The organism is Acinetobacter sp. GQ146, assembly GCF_059758585.1.
The window spans coordinates 66,962-85,965 of record NZ_JCAXDV010000011.1 but is presented as its reverse complement, the minus strand read 5'-3'; the positions used below and the strand labels follow the sequence as shown (position 1 = coordinate 85,965).

Annotated in this window: 19 protein-coding genes and 4 tRNA genes; 2 read left to right on the top strand and 21 right to left on the bottom strand. The window is 43.8% G+C overall.

Features of this window, described 5'->3' with window-relative positions; all coding sequences use genetic code 11:
- From AC6CHI_RS15440 to AC6CHI_RS15350, 19 genes are all read right to left on the bottom strand, one after another.
- Positions 1-105, bottom strand: a 105-nt coding sequence (locus tag AC6CHI_RS15440) for a GTP-binding protein (protein ID WP_017396788.1), incomplete at its 3' end; no start/stop codon positions are given.
- A gap of 147 nt (positions 106-252) precedes the next feature.
- Positions 253-327, bottom strand: a tRNA-Thr gene (locus AC6CHI_RS15435).
- A 12-nt stretch (positions 328-339) separates the two neighbouring features.
- Positions 340-415, bottom strand: a tRNA-Gly gene (locus AC6CHI_RS15430).
- A 36-nt stretch (positions 416-451) separates the two neighbouring features.
- Positions 452-535: transfer RNA gene (locus tag AC6CHI_RS15425), tRNA-Tyr, on the bottom strand.
- 54 nt (positions 536-589) lie between these two features.
- Positions 590-665, bottom strand: a tRNA-Thr gene (locus tag AC6CHI_RS15420).
- A 98-nt stretch (positions 666-763) separates the two neighbouring features.
- Positions 764-2,257 (bottom strand): anthranilate synthase component I, encoded by a 1,494-nt coding sequence (trpE, locus tag AC6CHI_RS15415; RefSeq protein WP_498122343.1) that lies wholly within the window; start codon positions 2,255-2,257, stop codon positions 764-766.
- A 115-nt stretch (positions 2,258-2,372) separates the two neighbouring features.
- Positions 2,373-3,044 carry a phosphoglycolate phosphatase gene (locus AC6CHI_RS15410; RefSeq protein ID WP_498122341.1) on the bottom strand — a complete coding sequence of 224 codons (672 nt, stop codon included), beginning with the start codon at positions 3,042-3,044 and terminating at the stop codon, positions 2,373-2,375.
- A gap of 72 nt (positions 3,045-3,116) precedes the next feature.
- The gene (locus AC6CHI_RS15405; protein WP_498122340.1) at positions 3,117-3,794 is read right to left on the bottom strand and encodes an FHA domain-containing protein; all 678 of its coding nucleotides are present in this window, start codon (positions 3,792-3,794) and stop codon (positions 3,117-3,119) included.
- A gap of 71 nt (positions 3,795-3,865) precedes the next feature.
- Entirely contained in the window at positions 3,866-6,124 is a 2,259-nt protein-coding gene (gene gspD / locus AC6CHI_RS15400; protein ID WP_498122338.1) for a type II secretion system secretin GspD, read from the bottom strand.
- A gap of 43 nt (positions 6,125-6,167) precedes the next feature.
- Entirely contained in the window at positions 6,168-6,995 is an 828-nt protein-coding gene (locus tag AC6CHI_RS15395) for a type II secretion system protein N (RefSeq protein ID WP_498122337.1), read from the bottom strand.
- Complete coding sequence (gspN, locus tag AC6CHI_RS15390; RefSeq protein ID WP_498122336.1) at positions 6,995-7,738, bottom strand: type II secretion system protein N; 744 nt, start codon at positions 7,736-7,738, stop codon at positions 6,995-6,997. Before gspN ends, AC6CHI_RS15395 begins: the two co-directional genes overlap by 1 nt.
- A 165-nt stretch (positions 7,739-7,903) precedes the next feature.
- The gene (locus tag AC6CHI_RS15385; protein WP_116763490.1) at positions 7,904-8,230 is read right to left on the bottom strand and encodes an H-NS histone family protein; all 327 of its coding nucleotides are present in this window, start codon (positions 8,228-8,230) and stop codon (positions 7,904-7,906) included.
- 152 nt (positions 8,231-8,382) lie between these two features.
- Positions 8,383-8,811, bottom strand: coding sequence for an acyl-CoA thioesterase (locus AC6CHI_RS15380; RefSeq protein ID WP_498122335.1), 429 nt, complete (start codon positions 8,809-8,811; stop codon positions 8,383-8,385).
- Between the two features lie 10 nt (positions 8,812-8,821).
- Positions 8,822-10,015, bottom strand: coding sequence for a heme biosynthesis protein HemY (locus tag AC6CHI_RS15375; protein WP_498122334.1), 1,194 nt, complete (start codon positions 10,013-10,015; stop codon positions 8,822-8,824).
- A 1-nt stretch (position 10,016) separates the two neighbouring features.
- The gene (locus AC6CHI_RS15370) at positions 10,017-10,865 is read right to left on the bottom strand and encodes a hypothetical protein (protein ID WP_498122333.1); all 849 of its coding nucleotides are present in this window, start codon (positions 10,863-10,865) and stop codon (positions 10,017-10,019) included.
- On the bottom strand, positions 10,862-11,638 hold the full coding sequence (locus AC6CHI_RS15365; protein ID WP_498122331.1) for a uroporphyrinogen-III synthase: 777 nt from the start codon (positions 11,636-11,638) through the stop codon (positions 10,862-10,864). The genes AC6CHI_RS15370 and AC6CHI_RS15365 overlap by 4 nt, the downstream gene beginning before the upstream one ends.
- Before the next feature lie 3 nt (positions 11,639-11,641).
- A complete protein-coding gene (hemC, locus tag AC6CHI_RS15360; protein WP_498122330.1) occupies positions 11,642-12,559 on the bottom strand; it encodes a hydroxymethylbilane synthase in 918 nt (305 codons plus the stop codon).
- Between the two features lie 105 nt (positions 12,560-12,664).
- Complete coding sequence (locus tag AC6CHI_RS15355; protein ID WP_458893370.1) at positions 12,665-13,402, bottom strand: LytR/AlgR family response regulator transcription factor; 738 nt, start codon at positions 13,400-13,402, stop codon at positions 12,665-12,667.
- A 56-nt stretch (positions 13,403-13,458) separates the two neighbouring features.
- Positions 13,459-14,613 (bottom strand): sensor histidine kinase, encoded by a 1,155-nt coding sequence (locus tag AC6CHI_RS15350; RefSeq protein WP_498122329.1) that lies wholly within the window; start codon positions 14,611-14,613, stop codon positions 13,459-13,461.
- On the opposite strand from AC6CHI_RS15350, the gene argH reads away from it, so the two are divergent.
- A complete protein-coding gene (gene argH / locus AC6CHI_RS15345; protein ID WP_498122327.1) occupies positions 14,604-16,034 on the top strand; it encodes an argininosuccinate lyase in 1,431 nt (476 codons plus the stop codon). The genes AC6CHI_RS15350 and argH overlap by 10 nt on opposite strands.
- 11 nt (positions 16,035-16,045) lie before the next feature.
- Positions 16,046-16,318: an oxidative damage protection protein gene (locus AC6CHI_RS15340; RefSeq protein ID WP_458893367.1), complete on the top strand. Its 273-nt coding sequence runs from the start codon at positions 16,046-16,048 to the stop codon at positions 16,316-16,318.
- Between the two features lie 439 nt (positions 16,319-16,757).
- Here AC6CHI_RS15340 and phoU read toward each other — a convergent pair whose 3' ends face one another.
- Both phoU and abuO read right to left on the bottom strand, forming a co-directional pair.
- Complete coding sequence (phoU, locus tag AC6CHI_RS15335) at positions 16,758-17,480, bottom strand: phosphate signaling complex protein PhoU (protein ID WP_016168465.1); 723 nt, start codon at positions 17,478-17,480, stop codon at positions 16,758-16,760.
- Between the two features lie 112 nt (positions 17,481-17,592).
- Positions 17,593-18,915 carry a multidrug efflux outer membrane protein AbuO gene (abuO, locus tag AC6CHI_RS15330; RefSeq protein ID WP_498122325.1) on the bottom strand — a complete coding sequence of 441 codons (1,323 nt, stop codon included), beginning with the start codon at positions 18,913-18,915 and terminating at the stop codon, positions 17,593-17,595.
- Between the last annotated feature and the right edge of the window lie 89 nt (positions 18,916-19,004).

Genomic DNA, 19,004 nt, shown 5'->3' with positions numbered 1-19,004 from the left:
AATTGTTGCAATCGCAGCAGTTAAAGTAGTTTTACCATGGTCAACGTGACCGATTGTGCCCACGTTTACGTGTGGCTTATTACGTTCAAACTTAGCCTTAGCCATGTTTATATTCCTCGTTTACGTCGAACACACTTCTGAGAAAAGCTCAGCATCGACATATCGCCTAAAAAAGCAGACACCCAATACTTGAAAAGCAGACTAATAAGCCTGCTTTTTAAAATCTTTGTAGAATATCTACTAAACTGTATCTGGAGCTCTTATCGAGATTTGAACTCGAGACCTCTCCCTTACCAAGGGAGTGCTCTACCACTGAGCTATAAGAGCAATCTTCTTCGATGGAGCGGGAGACGAGGGTCGAACTCGCGACATGTAGCTTGGAAGGCTACCGCTCTACCAACTGAGCTACTCCCGCTTAATGTTGGTACTTAACCACTTCAATCGAAGTTAATGGTGGTGAGAGAAGGATTCGAACCTTCGAAACTTTCGTAGCGGAGTTACAGTCCGCCCCCTTTGACCGCTCGGGAATCTCACCATTTCACACTTACTCAGTGTTCGTTCTTTACTTCACTACTACACACCTTTAAGATGGTGCCGGCACACGGATTCGAACTGTGGACCTACTGATTACAAGTCAGTTGCTCTACCAACTGAGCTATGCCGGCGCTTCTTAGTGTTTCGTACGTTTCGTATCGGAACGGTGTGCAGTTTAGCAAAACTTGAAATCCTTGCAAGTGTTTTTTTCAAAAAAAACGTCAAAAACTCACAAAATCAATCCATTTGATGATAATTCAACCGCTTTGATCACTGCGCGAGCTTTTATTTGGGTTTCATTCCACTCAGATTCAGGATTTGAGTCCGCAACCAGCCCTGCTCCAGCCTGAACAAAGACCTTATTTTCACGAATAACACAGGTTCGAATCGCGATCGACATGTCCATTTCACCGTGCCAGCCTAAATAACCCACAGCACCACCAAAAATTCCGCGTTTTACTGGCTCTACTTCGTCAATAATTTCCATGGCACGAATTTTTGGTGCTCCAGAAAGTGTGCCCGCAGGGAAAGTTGCCTTAAAAACATCCAAGGCATCAACATCATCACGTACTTCGCCTTGTACATTGGAGACAATATGCATGACATGCGAATAGCGTTCGATCACCATTCGATCAGTGACTTGGACTTTACCAATTTTTGATACGCGCCCAACATCATTACGCCCCAAATCAATCAGCATTAAGTGCTCTGCAATTTCTTTTTCATCGGAAAGTAAATCTTTTTCCAGCGCTAAATCTTCTTCTTTGGTTTTGCCACGTGGACGTGTGCCTGCTAGAGGACGCACCGTCGCTATGCCATTTTCCAAACGCGACAAAATTTCAGGTGATGAACCGACAATATGGAACGGTTTGTGATCTTCCAAAGTTCGACCTTGCACCAAGAACAAATAAGGCGACGGATTAAGATGACGTAAGGCACGATAAACCTGCAACGGTTCACCATCAAAATCCGACACCATGCGATGCCCTGGTACCACCTGCATCACATCCCCTGCACGGATATATTCCTTGACTGTCTCAATCGACTCAAGGAACTTGTCTTTGCCCGTCAACGATTCAAAATGCGGTGCGGTATGTTTCTTGGCTTGCAAACTCACAGGGGTTGCTAGCAACCTTTCTAATATATCGAGCTGAGTTTGCGCTTTAAAGTAAGCTTCTGGTTCATTCACATCGGCATGCACAATCAAAAACAGGGTGTCTTTGAGGTTATCAAACACGATTACGGTTTTAGACAGCATCATCCAGATATCAGGTAACCCAACTGGATCGGCTTCAGGTACATTTTTGAGGCGTGGTTCAATATAACGGACTGCGTCATAGCCGAAATAGCCCACCAAACCACCTGTAAAGTTTGGCAAAGCAGGTAAATCTGCTTGTGTAGGCACTTTAAACTGCGATAGAAAATCACGAATGTATTCGAAAGGATCGGCACAGGCTTGCTTTTCATGTGAACCATTGACATGTTTAATGGTGAGTTGACCCGCATTACAGGAAAACACGGTCGATTCACCCAAACCAATAATCGAATAGCGTGCCCAGTTTTCCCCTCCCTCAACCGACTCGAATAAGTAGGCTTGCTGATGTCCCTTTAGACGAGCAAAAACAGATAATGGGGTTTCGGTATCAGCCAAACGCTGACGGTAAACTGGAATCAGGTTGTAGCCTTGTGTTTTTAATTGTTCGTATTGCACTTGAGTCGTCATAAGGTTCTCTTTAAATTTTCGATTAGGGTCAATTCAATTTTTCGTTACATCAGACTGAGCGACGCCATCGAAAAGCTTTACAACGACTCATGTGTCATTATTCCTTATCTACAAATTATGCTGTGATTAATTCTCGTAAATCATCCACCACTTGTTGTGGTTGGCAATCATGTATATCTTCTCCATGATTATAACCATAGCTTACGACAATACAATCAATACCCGCACGGCGTGCTGCTTCAACATCATTACTCGAATCTCCCACCATAAGGGTTTGTGATTTATCGACCTGATAAGCATCGACACAATGCAACAATTGGCGTGGATGCGGTTTGCGTTCTTCAAAACGATCCCCACCAATGACATCGGCAAAATATTTAGACATTCCGAGCGCTTCGACAATTTTACGTGCTGGCTGCTCCGGTTTATTGGTCACACAGATCATGGTCTTATTCTGCTGCATACCCCATTCTAAAAATTCAATAATGCCTTGAAAGGGCCGTGTATCAACACAAGGATCTGCATTATAAATTTGCAAAAAAGTATCCAGTAACTGTTTATGCTGTGCAGGATCAACCTCACCCGTCAGATACTGCAAGGTACTGTGACAAAAAATTGAAGTTCCCTTGCCGACCCAAACACGGACTTGTTGCTCCGTGACTAAGGGTAATTGCAGCACATTGAGACTCATATTCATGGCACGATATAAATCTGAAGCCGAATCTACTAATGTACCGTCTAAATCAAATAAAATTAATTCACGGCGGTCTAATTGCGCGATGCTCATATACGACCCCAATTATCCTGTTAAAAAATAAAGGCATGCTTTCGCATGCCTTTATTGTAGGGAATTCACAGATTATTTAAACATCACCCAAGCGATGATTGCCAAAATAACCAAAATAATCAGGGTCATTAAACCCAAAGAGGCATTCTTCTGCTCTGTGCGCTCTTCCTCTACACGAGAAACAGGCTGCTCGACAGGAATAGGCTCTGGATTTGGTGTGGCCTTAGACACATCCACACCCTCTGGAATAGGTGCTGGTTTTGGAATCGACACATTCTGCGGCATGCCATCACGACTCAGCTGAACATTGTTATCGCGCTCCGTCAAACTTGGCATCCCTTGCTCATTCATTTGCTGTGCTGCATTTTTCTCTACTGCGGCTGGAATTTCAGCAGGTGCAACAGCCTCTGCAGGCTGTTGCATTTCAGGTGCTTCCACCTCAACAACGTCTTTAGGTACAGCAGGTGCCAATACCGAAAACTTAAAGCTGGCAAATTGTACAATATCCCCATCCTGCAATTGGCTTTCTTGCTCAATTCTCAAGTCATTCACAAAAGTGCCATTGGATGAGTTTAAGTCTTGCACCCATAAGTTCTGTTCTTTCAACAGCAAAGCCGCATGCTTACGTGACACTTCTGCTGACTGCAACAGCACATCTGCTTCTTGATGACGCCCAACCAACATATCGCGATCAATGCTGATTTCCTGCCCCGTAAACTCACCAGTAATTGCCTGTATCTTCCAAGTCATCACACAATCTCTTTATGATTTTGCTTCATCATACCATGCAACTTAGACTTTTCAATTTTGCCCATCTCGCCTCATGAAGCTGGACGAACGCTAATGGTGGTTACGGTGTTCTTGGTTTTTTCCACGGCTGATTTGGCAACAGGAGTACTGGTTACAGGCGGTTCGATGGCAACTGGTGTTGTCACTGCAGCAGCATTGGAGGGCTGTGCTCCTGATGGAATCGCTTGATAAGGACTGGTCCGTGGCGCACCAGGTTTCACAGGTAAACGTTGTAAATAAACATCATCTACCTGCTCAGGCAACTTGGCAAAGCTCCCATCTTTATCCAGTGCCAACTGCAAGCTATAGAGCTGACTATAACGCTGCTGCGATAAGCGGCGTACATCATCCCCACTTCCCACAATCGTCGGATGGATAAACACCAAAAGATTACGCTTCTGGTTTGATTTTGAATCGGACCTGAATAACCGCCCGACCCCTGGAATTGCACCCAATCCTGGCACCGATTGGCGGCTATAGATGGAGTTATCCGAAATCAGCCCCCCCAGCACCACGGTTTGCCCATGCTCTGCCAATATCGAGGTTTTAATGGCGCGCTTACTGGTGACCAGATCAGAGGCTTGACCTTTACTGTTTTTAACCCCAGAAACCTCTTGCTCAACCTCCAAACGGACTGTGCCATCTTCACCAATATGAGGAATGACTTTCAGGGTAACCCCGACATCCTTACGCTCGATGGTGGTATAAGGATTGACCGTCCCACCTGTTCCCGTACTGACCGAACCCGTCACAAATGGGACGTTCTCACCCACCACAATATAGGCTTCTTCATTATCCATGGTGACAATTGAAGGCGTGGACAGTAGATTAGATTTGGTATTTTCTTTGAGTGCCTGAATCAGTGCCCCATAAAGTTGACGGGAACCATTACTGCCTTCTTTATAGTCACCTAGCACCAATGAGCTTCCCGCACCCGTGAGCGCCTGCCCCAATCCTGAAGCGCCCCCAGTCAAATAACCCGCTGCTAAACTGGCCAAACTGGAGCCAACGTTATCAAAACTGATTAAGCCGACTCCACTACTGATATCTCCGAGAGCCCACTGCACCCCTAGCTGATCTGCATCGCTGCCTTCTACTTCAATAATGGCCGCTTCAATCAACACTTGTTGACGACGTACATCCAACTGCTGAATCGCCGACTCAATCTCGCGCATCAATTGCGGATCGGCTTTCACCACCAAGGCATTTTGTGAGCTATCGGCAATAATGCTAATGCCATTGGCATTAAAACTGGTGATGTTATTCTGATTAGCGCTTGAATTACTGCCACCCAAATTAATCGCTGGTGTGGAAATACCCGAAGATGAACTACTTGCTGAGGTGGTGTTATTCGCTCCCAGCATGCTGCTGTTCGCGTTACTAGAGCTATTCGCACGACCATCTGATCCCGAAACTGCCTGCCCAGTCACCAAACCCTGAAGAATTTCCGCCAGATTTTTAGCACTGGCATATTTCAGGCGGAAAACCTTCAACCCACCCAAACGATCTGCCGCGGGGACATCCAGCATTTCAATCAGTTGGCGCAAGCGCTTACGCGTGGTGGTATCCCCTTTAATCAGAATCCGATTGGTACGATTATCCGCAATCACGCGAACCCGAGCCCCTCGCAAATCTTTCGCGGCACCCGTGGCGGTCATGGAGTCTAATAAACCAATCATCTCCTCAGCTTGGCTGGATTGCAGCGTAATTGCTTCGATATCATGCTGATCGGTTCCATCCAGATTACGAATGATGGTTTCCAATTGATAAATATTGCTGGCACGATCAGAAACAATCAGGGCATTGGTTCCCGCAACAGCAGACAAGTGTGCAAACTGCGGCATCAATGGGCGTAATGCCGGAATCAGGTCATTGGCATTGGTATTTTCCAACCAAATCACCCGAGTCACAATTTGATCCCCGCTGGCTCGATTGCGCGCATCATAGGGAATCCCCGAACTCTTCACATTACTGTCAGGCACAATTTTAATGGTATTGCCAGATGGAATCGCGACCACGCCATTGACATTCAAGACTCCAAGGAACAGATCGTAAACTTCACTTTTATTTAACGGTTTATTTGAAATGACCGTGACATTGCCGCGCACACGAGGATCCACTGCAAAATTTTTACCTGTAATATCGGCTACTTCATTAATAAACGCCGTTAAATCTGCATCACGTAAGTTAATTTTCCATGTTTGCGCATAGACACTGGTGCTCATCATGGCAATTAAAGGTGCGCTTGCAAACAAAGCCCAAACTGGACGATTATTATGAAATAAAGCCATATACTTCTGTATTTCCTAACCCATACGGGCGATTTCTCATCATTTAAAAATTTTGTTGTATGGTCATCACCTGATCACCACGTTTTATTTCTATTTTCACTTGCCCAGCCTGTTTGGCTTGCTCAAGCAATTGTGCATCATTTTGCCCTTGCCCTACACGCTGTCCATTTAAGGACAAAATACGGTCTCCAGGCTGTAATCCTAAGGTATTACGCAATGCGGCAGGTGTCTTACTGCTCACTTCATACCCGTCACCTGTCGCTGCACCAACCCCCATGTCTGCGAGAAACTGGTCGCGGTTTTGTTGCATCTGCTGTACCGCCTGGCCCAATGCATTTTGGGTGTTTTGAGATCCAGCTTGATTCGGCACCCCACTCGGATTCACGGGGGGTACTATCGGCTGATTCAGCCCATTGGCAATCCGCTTAAAAGTCAGTTCCTGAGTTTGCCCCGCAGCATCACGTAATACCACATGATCCCAGTCCACTTCGGCCAATTGATAATTGGTTCCATCCAGCATTTCCCCAACACGATAGCGGTCTGAAACCTCATTCACTTTAATAACTGCTGAGGAATACTGATTTGGATAAGACACCACCACACCCTGCAAAAGCAAATTCGCCAAATTGGCACTGTTGGTTGCCGCATTTTCTTGGAATAAAGCAAAAGCTGTAATGTTTGGAACTTGTGGTTGTTGTGAACCTAACTCTACACGTTCTAGTTGCATAGGCATTGGCGGTGCAATCCACAACCAAAATATACTGGCCAATTTCCAGCTTAAACAAACCAATAACACCGCCAATAGCCACGGTGCACCACGGTCAAGTTGAGTGAAATGAAACTGTTGCAGTTGATCCTTAAATGAACGCATTACATCCCTCCTTCCAATAGAGGTTGGCGCGAACTGACCACATAGGTATCTAAACCTGCCTTGCCTTGATAGGAAGGAACATTCATCAACATGCGCTGGGTGATCTGCACATCCAGCATCAGATTTTTATCTAGTAACAAGTTCAGCATTTTCTGGTCGCGCTGATCACGCACATCTACACTCAAGACTTGATCACGATCACGCAATTGACCTTTTAGTGAAGGAATATTCATTTGTTCCTGACGTTGGGCAAACGTATAGACCAACTCTCCACCACCCCACTGCACAGCACCATCGACCTGATGAAAGCCTTGTTCTTTCTGATATTTAAATTGAACATCCTGTAATTGAATCGGGTTACTAGGCCACTGCCAGTCTGCAATTCGCTTTAATGTTTCTGGTGCAATTTCACCTGTCAGCCCGCTCACGCTCCAGCGTTGAGAAAAGCCATAAGCAACCACAGCTTGTAATTGCGTTCGACCACTATGGACATCGACCTGTGCACCTAAACGCAACAGCAATAAATCCAGTGGACGAATTTTCCAGCTTAGAGAGCCTTTTACACTACCTTGGTGCCAATCTGCTTGCCCTTGCCAAATATTGCCACTGACATTTTGCAACACCGTATTATTTTTATAAAATTTAGAAATTAACCATGCCGCAGGAATTTGCAGCACGACAAAAATTAAAAAGCTACTTAGGGTAAAGATCCACCATGTCAGGTGTTTATTTTTTTTCGTCATCCCACCACAACCAACATCACTATTTTTATTCCTTGAATCTGTATTTTATCTTTGTCACCCATTATGCACACTTTTTTCACATCGCCAATTCATCGTTATAAAAAAACCAAGCAGGTTTGCTTGGTTTGAATAATCTAACAAGATTGAATGACAATCTAATGAAGCTTAGATCAGAAAATCTTCAAGTTTTGCGCCTTTTTCTAATTCAGCCACTAACCAGCGCGGTTGTTTACCACGGCCTGTCCAAGTTTCTGAAGCATCTGATTTATTGCGATAACGTGGTTCTACAGATTTACGAGTACTTTTCTTACGTTTAGTTGCGCCAAACTCTAAGATTTGCTCAATACTCAAACCTACTTTATCAGCAATATCCATAATCTGAGTATAAGCATCTTCAATCGCTTGATCTTTTTTAGAAACGATTAAAGCTTCCGCTTCAACTTGTAAACGTTTTAACTCTTCTACAGATAAATTACTAATGTCTGGCATCATATTAACTCCATTAAATACGATTTAATTTATTCACACTGGATTATCATATTTTTATTAACCCCAATATTCAACACTTATATTTAAATTCACAACAATATTCACACAGTTAAAATCATTTTTTAGCTGTTTATATTAAAATAAAAATAAATAGCTTAAACAATATGACCGACGTGCTGCTCCATTGTGCGGATTTTTTCACGAATATGTTCAGGAATTGCGGTTTTTTGCATGTTTTTATTATCCACACAAACAATAACCGCCTCTGCGCTTGCAACAACAGCATTTTGTGCCGTGCTCCAAAGCAGATAACTCATACGCATGGCACTATTTCTTAATTCTTCTACGCGCGTCGCGATTTTGAGTTGGTCCGGATAAAATACCGGACGCATATATTTGCACTGATTTGATGCAACAACCGTCAATACACTTTGTTCAAATATATTTAAAGCATCAAAATATTGAATACGAGCACTTTCAATATATCGATAATACATGACATTATTTACATGACCAAAAGCATCCATATCCCCCCATGCCACATTTTGTTCATGCACAACTGGATATTCATTTAATAATGTCATTATATTTTCCCTAAATCTTAATTTTCACAAAATTCGCATTATTTTCAAAGATAAAATTTAACTGTTGAATCAAATCTTCACGATTTTTCAAAGTCGATTTAATCCTTAAATAATTCATCAGCACATTATCAGGATATAGCGTTAATAATGCATCTGCTTCTGTGAACCGACCAGTCGCGTCAAGTACATGCCACTTGGCAAACGTCAGAACTGGTAAGGAAGGATATTTTAATTCCCAAGCATAAATATGCTGTTCAACCTCGTTATAATTGGGCACCTGTTTTAACAATTGCTGTTGAAACCATAAATGAAACACTTCCGCATTAAATTGCTGATCAAGCAAATGCAAGGCCAAATTCTCTTGTTGCACACTTAAATCGGGTAAGCGGGAGAGTAATTTCAGCCACAAGGTTTTAATGCTATAACTTCGGGTTTCAATTTCTACCGATAAATCCAAATAGCGTTGTTGTAAATCTTGCAAATTTTCTGCACTGGCTTGATCAAACTGCACCAAAAGTTGCTCTAGCCAGGCCTGCTTCATGGCCTCATCCAAATGCCCGTAACGCATTGAACGCAAATACAACCACGGAAACTGCACTGCAAACAATCCCCAAAGCTCTGCCAGTCGATGCTCATACGCAGTTTGGACATCTTTCAGCCAAGGCGACAACTCATGCTGGGTTAAAAACTCTAAATGCGTTAGGGCTTGCTCACCATCTTGCTGTGCCAGAAAAACCTGAATACGTTGAAATTCTGCTAACTCAAAAGCCATAGCATGACTTCGTGTTAATACTGACAGTGCCTGTGCATATTGTTGTTGCATTAAATATAAGCGCGAGTCAATCACCCCTCGCAATAAGCCCGATTGAGTAAAGGCATTCTGAATAAATTGCTGCTGCTCGCGGCCCGCATCTAACAGCCAAATCACCGCAAGCTGTTCATACGGGTGCAACGTTTTAAAATCAAAGACTTCTGTTTGCTTTCTCTGCACTCGGGTAAAATAGCGTTTCAACAGCAGCCATAGCAACTGAAACACAAAACCCAATACCGCCAAGAACACGAACATGAACCAGACATTACTTTGTAACTGCCAATCACGCCAAAAAATATAGACATAACCCGCGCCAAAGCCATAGCTCAGCACACTCATTACCGCAATAAAAATCAGACAGATAAATGCATATGCCCACAGGATCTGTTTCATATTAAGCCCCTAACAATGCACGAGTATTTAAAATTGGCATTGGAACGACGCTTAGTCCCTTAATTTTTTCCACCTGCTTACGCAATTTTTGGGCTTGGGCATCGGGGAGCTGAGCCAAGATTTTCATAATCTCAGTCAGATCTTTCTGATATTCCAGATACTGTCCTTGATTCAATGCCTGTCGAGCCAGTAACAGCCTGAACTGCACTTCCTTTAAAATTACCGCACGCTGCATTAAGTCGGTCGCAGGAGCCGTTGCAGGTTCCACAACTAACCAACGCTGCCAAAATGAACGATCCTCAGCCGTAGCTGGCTTCATTTGTGACTGTTGCCCTTCCTGTATTAAGGCCTGATCCAATTGTTGCAACAGCTGGTTAATCTGCTGCTGTTGGTCATTACGAGCTTGAACAGCCTGTTGAATTAACTGCTGATCTTTGGCTATCACTTGATGCAGACTTTGTTTCAGTGCAGGTGCCAAAGCATATTCTTCAATCTTCAGATTCAACTGCGAGAGTTTTTCTAAAGCAAAATGATATTGTTGCTGTTGTAATGCAAAATCGACCAAATCCAATTGCTGTCGGATCAGCACTATTGGGTCGATGGACAATAGATTAGCCGATGCTGTGCCATCTGGCTGAGTTGAAGCCGCTGAAGAGGCACTTGAACCCTGTGTCGGGTTTTGTCGTTGCAAGGCCACCAACTGGTCATTCAGGTTCGCACTATTTTTTTCCAATTGTTGTAAGGTTTGCTGCATTTCAGTTTGCGCCTGCTGAAACTGCAAGAGGTCATAACTCAATTTGGCAATCCATGCCACACAAAGCAAAATCAAAAAAATTAAAAACTTTTTCATGCGTCTCTCGGCATCGCCCTCAGGCATTGCATTATGGTCTCGGAGCGTAAATCGAATAATGGATAAAGATGAAATTTTAAATGCTGCGCTGACTGAGCATTTAACAGCAATTGATACAATCGATCACCCAAAACCATGAAATGCCCATGTTCAAGTAAAGTCGTGCGATCCTGAATCAAAGCCAACCAATTCAACCAACTGGCTTCACTGCTGATGAGCACACTATAGTGCTGTTGTTGCAATTGTACGACAAGCTGCTCAAAATTTTGAATGGTCTGTTTAGGGCACTGCCGCTGATACAACACAAAGTTTAAAACCTGTATACCCTGTTGCTGCAAGGTTTCCATCATAAACTGACGCCCACCTTGACCACGCCAAAATGCAACACAGGATGCTGAGGTCAAATTCCTTAATAAAGGAATTTGCAGCATCCCCTCAGACGTTTCTACTTCAGGAACTTCACTTGTAATGCCATATTTGGCCAGAGCCTGCGCAGTTTGCTCGCCTACAGCCACCCAGCGCACTGCTGCTAAATCTTGGAGGGATAAACCACTCTGCTGCAGACCAGCCATGCCAAATTCGACCGCAGCAGGACTCACCACCACAATACAATTCGCACTTGGCAAAAGCCGATATAAGTCCTGTAAACTTGCCGTCCAAGGACAACCGTTCAGTTCCAATAAAGGCAATTCTGCGACTTGAATCCCAGCTTGTTGCAAATCCTGGGTCAGCGCGGTTGCGCGCTCCTCAGGTCGGGTATTAATAAATAGCATAGCTTAATGTAAAGCTCGTAAAAGCTCTCCAGCGCCTTGATCAAGCAAACGTTGCGCCAGTGTTTCACCCAGTTGTTCCGCATCCGTGACAGCACCTTGTAAACTTGCGACCAAAAGTTGGCTGCCATCGACACTTCCCACTCGCCCTTCAAGATGCAACACGTCTGCTTGTAGGGTTGCATAACCCGCAATCGGAACCTGACACCCGCCTTCAAGATAAGCATTAAAAGCGCGTTCAGCGCGAACACAAGCCGAGGTTTCGGCATGTAATAAGGGCTGAATTAAATCGAGCACCTGCTGATCATCTGTACGGCACTCAAGTCCTAAGGCACCTTGCCCTACTGCAGGCAAACTCACCTGTGCAGGCAGGGCATGACGAATCCGCTCTTCCAGTCCTAAGCGTTTTAACCCAGCACTGGCAAGAATAATCGCGTCATACAAGCCCTGATCCAGCTTAGACAACCGTGTTCCCACGTTGCCGCGTAAATCAATAATTTCCAAATCTGGGCGATGTTTTAAAATCTGACATTTACGGCGCAGACTGGACGTTCCAACTTTTGCACCCTGTGGCAAATCATGAAAATGGGCATAGTGGTTAGAAACAAAAGCATCAAACGGGTCTTCACGCTCACAAATGACCGCCAGACTCAAACCTTCCGGCAGGGCCATGGGTACATCTTTCATGGAATGTACCGCCAAGTCTGCTCGACCATCCAGTAAGGCCGCTTCCAGTTCTTTCACAAACAAACCTTTACCACCAATTTTTGCCAGTGGCGTATCTAAAATTTTGTCGCCTTGGGTCACAAATGTCACCAACTCCACCTTGAGGTCGGTATAGCGTTCCTCTAAACAAGAACGAATATATTCTGCCTGCCATAATGCAAGTGGGCTTTGGCGAGTCGCAATCTTCAAAGTTTTCATAAATTTTAGATACATTGAATGAAGTCAGTTATTCTAAACTTAACCTGCAAACTTTAAAATGCAAGTAGAATTACCAATTCCACTCTGTAAATCACAGATTTAGGTTCAAAGCTTCTGAATTCGCTCACGCAAATTGGGTAAATGTCGTCGGCTCACCGACAAACGATCATCCAATTCACGGCAACGTACTTGATATTGTCCAGAATTAATCACCTCCAGACCATCGAGGTAATGTACCGAAACCAGCGCATTACGATGAATGCGAATAAACTGTTCGCCAAACTCCAGTTCTAAATCTTTTAAAGTTTCATCAATCAATACGCTGCCATGTTTATGACGAACCGTGACATATTTTTGATCGGCTAAAAAATAATAAATATTTTCTATGGGCACCAATTCAACACCACGATAAGTTTTCGCAGCGATTTGGTGACGGTGTGATTTATCGTCCATATTTTCTTTTTGTTTTAGGTTACTCATTTGCGCTTGCGTGAGTTTAGTCAGTTGATCCAAAACCTGCTGCAATTCCTGTTGCATGATTGGTTTTAGCAAATAGCCTTCGGCATGGGATTTAAATGCATCTAGTGCATGCTGATCATAGGCAGTACAAAATACAATGGCTGGTGAAGGGTCTAACTGTCGCAAATATTGCGCACAGGTCAAACCATCCATTTCAGGCATTTGAATATCAAGCAACACCACATCGGGTTGATAAAATTGCACCATTTCAATTGCTTGCTGACCATAAGCCGCTGTTGCAATCACATGATGCCCCATTTGTGTGACCAATCGCGATAAACGCTCTACTGCAAGAGGTTCATCATCACAAATCAGGATGTCCATTAGTCCTCCTTTGTTCAGTTAACGTGGTTTATTTTTATAAGTTAACTGCCACTGTTCTACTTATACGGATATTGCACCACAGTGGTATACATCCCATCCCCTGCAAAGGTTCGAAAGATGACCGCTCGCCCATAATATGCCATCAGGCGTTGTTTTACATTATCAATGGCAATACCGTGTCCTTGTCGTAAATTTATTTTATCCTGTGTGTACGGGTTTGTAATGACGATATTGACTTGATTTTGTGTAATTTCGACCAATACACTGACTGTACTGGTTGATAAATTTTTCTCAACCCCATGAAAAATACTATTTTCTAGCAAAGGTTGCAAAGTCAGCAACGGAATTTGTACCTGTGAAAATAATTCTGGATGCAGCAATTTCCAATCCAGTTTTAAGCGATTGCCTAGGCGAATCTGCTCAATGGCCAAATAACGTTGGCAGAGTTCAATTTCATCTTGCAACTTGACCAGCTTTAATTCCTGAAAACTGGCACGAAATAACCGCGACAAGTCCAACAGCATCTGTTCGGCTTTGTCGGGGTCAATCGCAATTAAGCTAATCGCGCTGTTTAAACTATTAAACAGAAAATGAGGGTGAATACGCGCTTGCATGGCCTGAATACGAGCATTCAGTTCACTGTGCTGCTGACGCGTCCATTGTTCACGAATATATAAATAGCGAAAGCAAAAAGCCCCCAACAAACCGCCATAACTTAAATGTAACAGCACGCCCTCTAATGCCGTGGCTAAAGTTAAGCCAGTAAAAGTGAAATTTTTTCCAAAAAAGAGAAAGATATTCAACGTCATCGTGGTAACGAAAATGATGCTTTGCAATAGCACAAAACCGAAGATTAAAGTTGAGCTCAACCCCCAACGCCTCAATCGAGGTTGTAGACGTTCCTGAATGGCGCTAAAACACAGCAGTACCCAATTAATATACAGCATGAATAAAAGCACGTGAGTTGCACTCAATGCCTGCCACGAGCCTGCTTCTGCTAAGGCCAGTAAAATTGCCAAGAGATTGCCTGCAACACAGAGTTCCAGCAAATTTTGCCAACGCCCTGCACTATTAAAAAAATAGGAATAGGAGGATTGCACACGATTATCTGACAAAGATTGCGATGCTTTGGCTTCGGCAACTGCTTTTGAATTTGCTATACTCTGTTTGATTTGCCGTTTTTTTATTTTACTGAGCCGACATGACCACATCTTCTAATTCCTCTAATCCGTCACAAGCCCAGACTTCTGGCATGTGGGGCGGTCGTTTTACTGAAGCGACGGATGCTTTTGTAGCTGAATTTACCGCATCTGTTCAATTTGACCAACGCTTTTATAAACAAGATATTGCAGGTTCTATTGCCCACGCCACTATGTTAGCAAAAGTTGGGGTACTGACTGAATCTGAACGTGATGACATTATTCAAGGTTTAAGCACCATTCAGGCTGAAATTGAAGCAGGTAATTTTGAATGGCGCATTGATTTAGAAGATGTACACATGAATATTGAGTCACGTTTGACTCAGCGTATCGGCATCACTGGAAAAAAATTACACACCGGACGTAGTCGTAACGACCAAGTGGCAACCGATATTCGCCTGTATGTGCGTGATGAAATCGACGCCATCTTAGCATTATTGGCCAAACTGCAAAAAGGCATTCTGTCATTGGCAGCCAAAAATACCGATACCATTATGCCTGGCTTTACCCATCTACAAACGGCGCAACCCGTGACTTTCGGGCATCACTTGCTGGCTTGGTTTGAAATGCTGGTACGTGATTCAGAGCGTTTAATTGACTGCCGTAAACGTGTCAATCGCATGCCTTTAGGTTCTGCTGCACTTGCAGGCACGACTTACCCGATTGACCGTGCGTTTACCGCTGAATTATTAGGCTTTGAAGCCGTTTCTGAAAACTCGCTGGATGCTGTATCAGATCGTGATTTCGGGATTGAATTTAATGCCGCGGCATCTTTAATCATGATGCATTTATCGCGTATGTCTGAAGAACTCATTCTGTGGACTTCGGCACAGTTTAAGTTTGTCAACATTCCAGACCGTTTCTGCACAGGCTCTTCAATTATGCCGCAGAAGAAAAACCCGGATGTGCCAGAATTGGTACGTGGTAAAACGGGGCGTGTTTACGGTGATTTGATGAGCTTACTGACCCTGATGAAAGGTCAGCCTTTGGCGTACAACAAAGACAACCAAGAAGACAAAGAACCTTTATTTGACGCGATCGACACCGTTCGTGGTTCGCTCATGGCATTTGCTGACATGATTCCTGCGTTAGTACCGAATATTGAAATTATGCGTGAAGCAGCATTGCGTGGTTTCTCAACTGCAACTGACTTGGCGGATTATCTGGTGAAAAACGGGGTTGCTTTCCGTGATGCACATGAAATTGTCGGTAAAGCAGTCGCGCTGGGTGTACAAGAAGGCAAAGACTTATCAGAATTAACCCTGGAACAGCTTCAGCAGTTCTCTGACCTGATTCAAGCCGATGTCTTTGAAAAAGCTTTAACGCTTGAAGCATCCGTGAATGCACGTAATCACATTGGTGGTACGGCGCCTGCGCAAGTTGAAGCAGCGATTGCACGTGCCCATCTTCGTTTAGAAAAGCTTTACGCTTAAGAGGTCTTGAGATGTCTCGACAAGTATTCTGCCGTAAATATCAAAAAGAAATGGAAGGTTTAGACTTTGCACCTTTTCCAGGTGCCAAAGGTGAAGAACTGTTTAACCATATCTCCAAACAGGCGTGGCAAGAATGGTTAAAACACCAAACCACGCTAATTAATGAAAAGCGTTTAAACGTGTTTGAACCTGAAGCGAAAAAGTTTTTGGAAGAACAACGCGAGAAATTTTTCAGCAATGACAGCAGCATTGAAACTGCCGAAGGCTGGAAACCTGAAGCTTAAGCTTCAGCGGGTTTCTACGGTAAAAAACCAGCATTAAGGTGCTGGTTTTTTTTATGGCTATAAAATTGAATTTTAAAGTCTAAAAACACCTATGCATCAAGCTTTGGGGTGGCCTTCTTGATTTCAAGTGAGAATATATAAAAAGCTACATATTCATAAATAAGGCTACATTTGCACACAATATCCTACATGAGTCATGTGCATCCTCTCACTATAATGGCAATTAAGGAGATGGAGACATCTCTGAATACTAGAAAAATATCCCCCAATTTATTTTCTTCCCAGATTTCCCCCAAAGTCTGGGATTTTTTTTAACTTGTACTTCGGCCCTAACACGCTTCGAATGGCATGAATGCCCATAAAAAAAGCTCATCCCTTAAAGGATGAGCTTTTCGAAGAAGATATACTGCTTTAAGTCTGCAACCTAAAGCCGCAAAAATTAACGTTCTTGAACTTTTTCTTCAATTTCAGCGACACTGGTATGACGTACATCCAGCCCTTTCACCATATAAATGACTTGCTCAGAAATATTACGGGCATGATCACCAATACGCTCCAGTGAACGTAACACCCACATGACATTAATCACACGCGAAATATGACGTGGATCTTCAATCATATAGGTCATGAGCGTACGCGTAGCCGACTGATATTCACGGTCAATATCGGCATCTGCCAGCATTACACGTAGCGCTTGATCGACATCTAAACGGGCAAATGCATCCAAGGCATCATGAATCATCACTCGTACCTGATTGCCAATATGACGGGTTTCCATATAACCACGCGGCGAGCCCCCTTCCTCACATAAACTTTGAGCAATGCGGGCTATTTTCGCAGCTTCATCACCAATACGTTCTAAATCGGTATTGGCTTTACTCATAGCAATCACCATACGTAAATCAATCGCTGCAGGATGGCGGCGCGCTAAAATTAAAGTTAAAGCTTCATCAATTTCACGTTCATAGCGATTCACGGTGTTATCTTGATATTGCACATCAATCGCGAGATTGGCATCCGTATCTAAAAGTGCGTGGATTGCATTTGCCACTTGTTGTTCAACTAAACCACCCATGGTCATAAATTTAGTATTTACAGCCTGCAAATCTTCGTTAAATTGCGAAGAGATGTGATGATTTAAAACAGGATTACTTGGACTCAAAGTGCATACTCCACAACAGCAGCGGTTAAAGGCAAACGCTTTCGCTTGATATTAAAGCATACTGATTATGAACATTTGATGACAATCAGGATCTGGATAAAATTTGTTATCTCTATTTTTCGACCAGCCAAACATTCATTTGTGCCAAAGTCTGCTCATTTAATTGCCCGACCACCGCCTTCAATCTCAGCACATTCAAAATGTAATCATATTTTGCATTCAGATACTCCTGTTTGGTGGAGAATGCATTGCGCTGCGCCAACAGTACATCAACCATGGTTTTCAGCCCCTCTTGATACTGTGCTTGCGAAGCCTCAGACACCACTTGAGAAGATTGCATGGCGGCCTGACGTGCTTCAATTTTGGCTTGATCGGTTTCCACCTGATAATAGGCTTTTTTCACCTCTGTCTGGGTCTTGCGGATGACTGCCTCTAATTGTGCTTGCGACTTACGCACATTGACCGCAGCTTTTTCAATAGAACGCTGGGTTCTGCCACCAGTAAATGCATTCCAGCTCAGCTCAATCCCCACCTGATCAAACTGCCCCTCATTGGAAAGGACATTCGAAGGTTGCTGTTGGGTATACCCATAAGTACCGACGGCTTCGAGTTGCGGATACAGTGCCGCTTTCTCAACGCGTTTCTGGTCTTCAGCATACTGCTGCTGTAACCGTGCTTGTTGTATTTCTAAATTATGTGTACGTGCTAAAGCTTCCCAAGCTGACAGCTCAGCAGGATTCGGCTTCTGATAAGCAAAGTCATCACTTATTACCGCCAAATTTTCGCGATAAGTTCCAATCAACTGTTGTAACTGCTCTTGCGCCAACAACAATTGCACCTGTGTCGCAATACGATTGGCACGGGCATTTTGATACTGTGCCTGCGCTTCACTCACCTCACTTCGAGCCACCAAACCTTCTTTTAGCTTGGCATTCATCATCTTCAATTGTTGCAATAAAGCCTGTTCTTCTTGCAGGTAGGCTTGAGTCAAACTTTGCTGACGCAGCACATCAAAATAACTTTCCGCCACGGTTAAAATGTGCTGTTGCTGCTGAAGCTTTAACGTCACTGCACTCAAACTGACCGAGGTTTCCACCTGTTTAAAGCCTTGCCATGCATCCCAACGGAATAGCGGCTGTCGTGCAGTCAGCGCCAATTGATGGGTCGTGCTTGCAGAGGGAATCAATAAGGCTGAAGAGCTGTTCTTGGATTGCTCTTGTGTTTTACGCAAACTAGTGCCAGAAATACTGATGGTCGGCAATAAATTGCCTTTGGCAATGCCGAGATTCAACTGATCTGCTTCGTACTGCAATTGGTTGGCTTGCCAAGTTGGATCGGTTTGTTGAGCCCTTGCATAGGCTTCAACCAAATCGAGTGCCTGAGCATGCAGCCCACAGACACATAACGCCAGCCCCAACAACCAGTGTTTCTTCATTTTTATCCCTAAGTGAATTATTGCAGCCTGCTTGGACAGCACGGCACCCAAACAAGTCCTGATAAATTAACGTGATCAATTTTATTTTG

What these genes read in the sequence shown, in the direction of transcription:
- trpE (WP_498122343.1), bottom strand. Translation starts at nt 2,257, where the DNA reads ATGACGACTCAAGTGCAATACGAACAATTAAAAACACAAGGCTACAAC.
- AC6CHI_RS15410 (WP_498122341.1), bottom strand. Translation starts at nt 3,044, where the DNA reads ATGAGCATCGCGCAATTAGACCGCCGTGAATTAATTTTATTTGATTTA.
- AC6CHI_RS15405 (WP_498122340.1), bottom strand. Translation starts at nt 3,794, where the DNA reads ATGACTTGGAAGATACAGGCAATTACTGGTGAGTTTACGGGGCAGGAA.
- gspD (WP_498122338.1), bottom strand. Translation starts at nt 6,124, where the DNA reads ATGGCTTTATTTCATAATAATCGTCCAGTTTGGGCTTTGTTTGCAAGC.
- AC6CHI_RS15395 (WP_498122337.1), bottom strand. Translation starts at nt 6,995, where the DNA reads ATGCGTTCATTTAAGGATCAACTGCAACAGTTTCATTTCACTCAACTT.
- gspN (WP_498122336.1), bottom strand. Translation starts at nt 7,738, where the DNA reads ATGACGAAAAAAAATAAACACCTGACATGGTGGATCTTTACCCTAAGT.
- AC6CHI_RS15385 (WP_116763490.1), bottom strand. Translation starts at nt 8,230, where the DNA reads ATGATGCCAGACATTAGTAATTTATCTGTAGAAGAGTTAAAACGTTTA.
- AC6CHI_RS15380 (WP_498122335.1), bottom strand. Translation starts at nt 8,811, where the DNA reads ATGACATTATTAAATGAATATCCAGTTGTGCATGAACAAAATGTGGCA.
- AC6CHI_RS15375 (WP_498122334.1), bottom strand. Translation starts at nt 10,015, where the DNA reads ATGAAACAGATCCTGTGGGCATATGCATTTATCTGTCTGATTTTTATT.
- AC6CHI_RS15370 (WP_498122333.1), bottom strand. Translation starts at nt 10,865, where the DNA reads ATGAAAAAGTTTTTAATTTTTTTGATTTTGCTTTGTGTGGCATGGATT.
- AC6CHI_RS15365 (WP_498122331.1), bottom strand. Translation starts at nt 11,638, where the DNA reads ATGCTATTTATTAATACCCGACCTGAGGAGCGCGCAACCGCGCTGACC.
- hemC (WP_498122330.1), bottom strand. Translation starts at nt 12,559, where the DNA reads ATGAAAACTTTGAAGATTGCGACTCGCCAAAGCCCACTTGCATTATGG.
- AC6CHI_RS15355 (WP_458893370.1), bottom strand. Translation starts at nt 13,402, where the DNA reads ATGGACATCCTGATTTGTGATGATGAACCTCTTGCAGTAGAGCGTTTA.
- argH (WP_498122327.1), top strand. Translation starts at nt 14,604, where the DNA reads ATGACCACATCTTCTAATTCCTCTAATCCGTCACAAGCCCAGACTTCT.
- AC6CHI_RS15350 (WP_498122329.1), bottom strand. Translation starts at nt 14,613, where the DNA reads ATGTGGTCATGTCGGCTCAGTAAAATAAAAAAACGGCAAATCAAACAG.
- AC6CHI_RS15340 (WP_458893367.1), top strand. Translation starts at nt 16,046, where the DNA reads ATGTCTCGACAAGTATTCTGCCGTAAATATCAAAAAGAAATGGAAGGT.
- abuO (WP_498122325.1), bottom strand. Translation starts at nt 18,915, where the DNA reads ATGAAGAAACACTGGTTGTTGGGGCTGGCGTTATGTGTCTGTGGGCTG.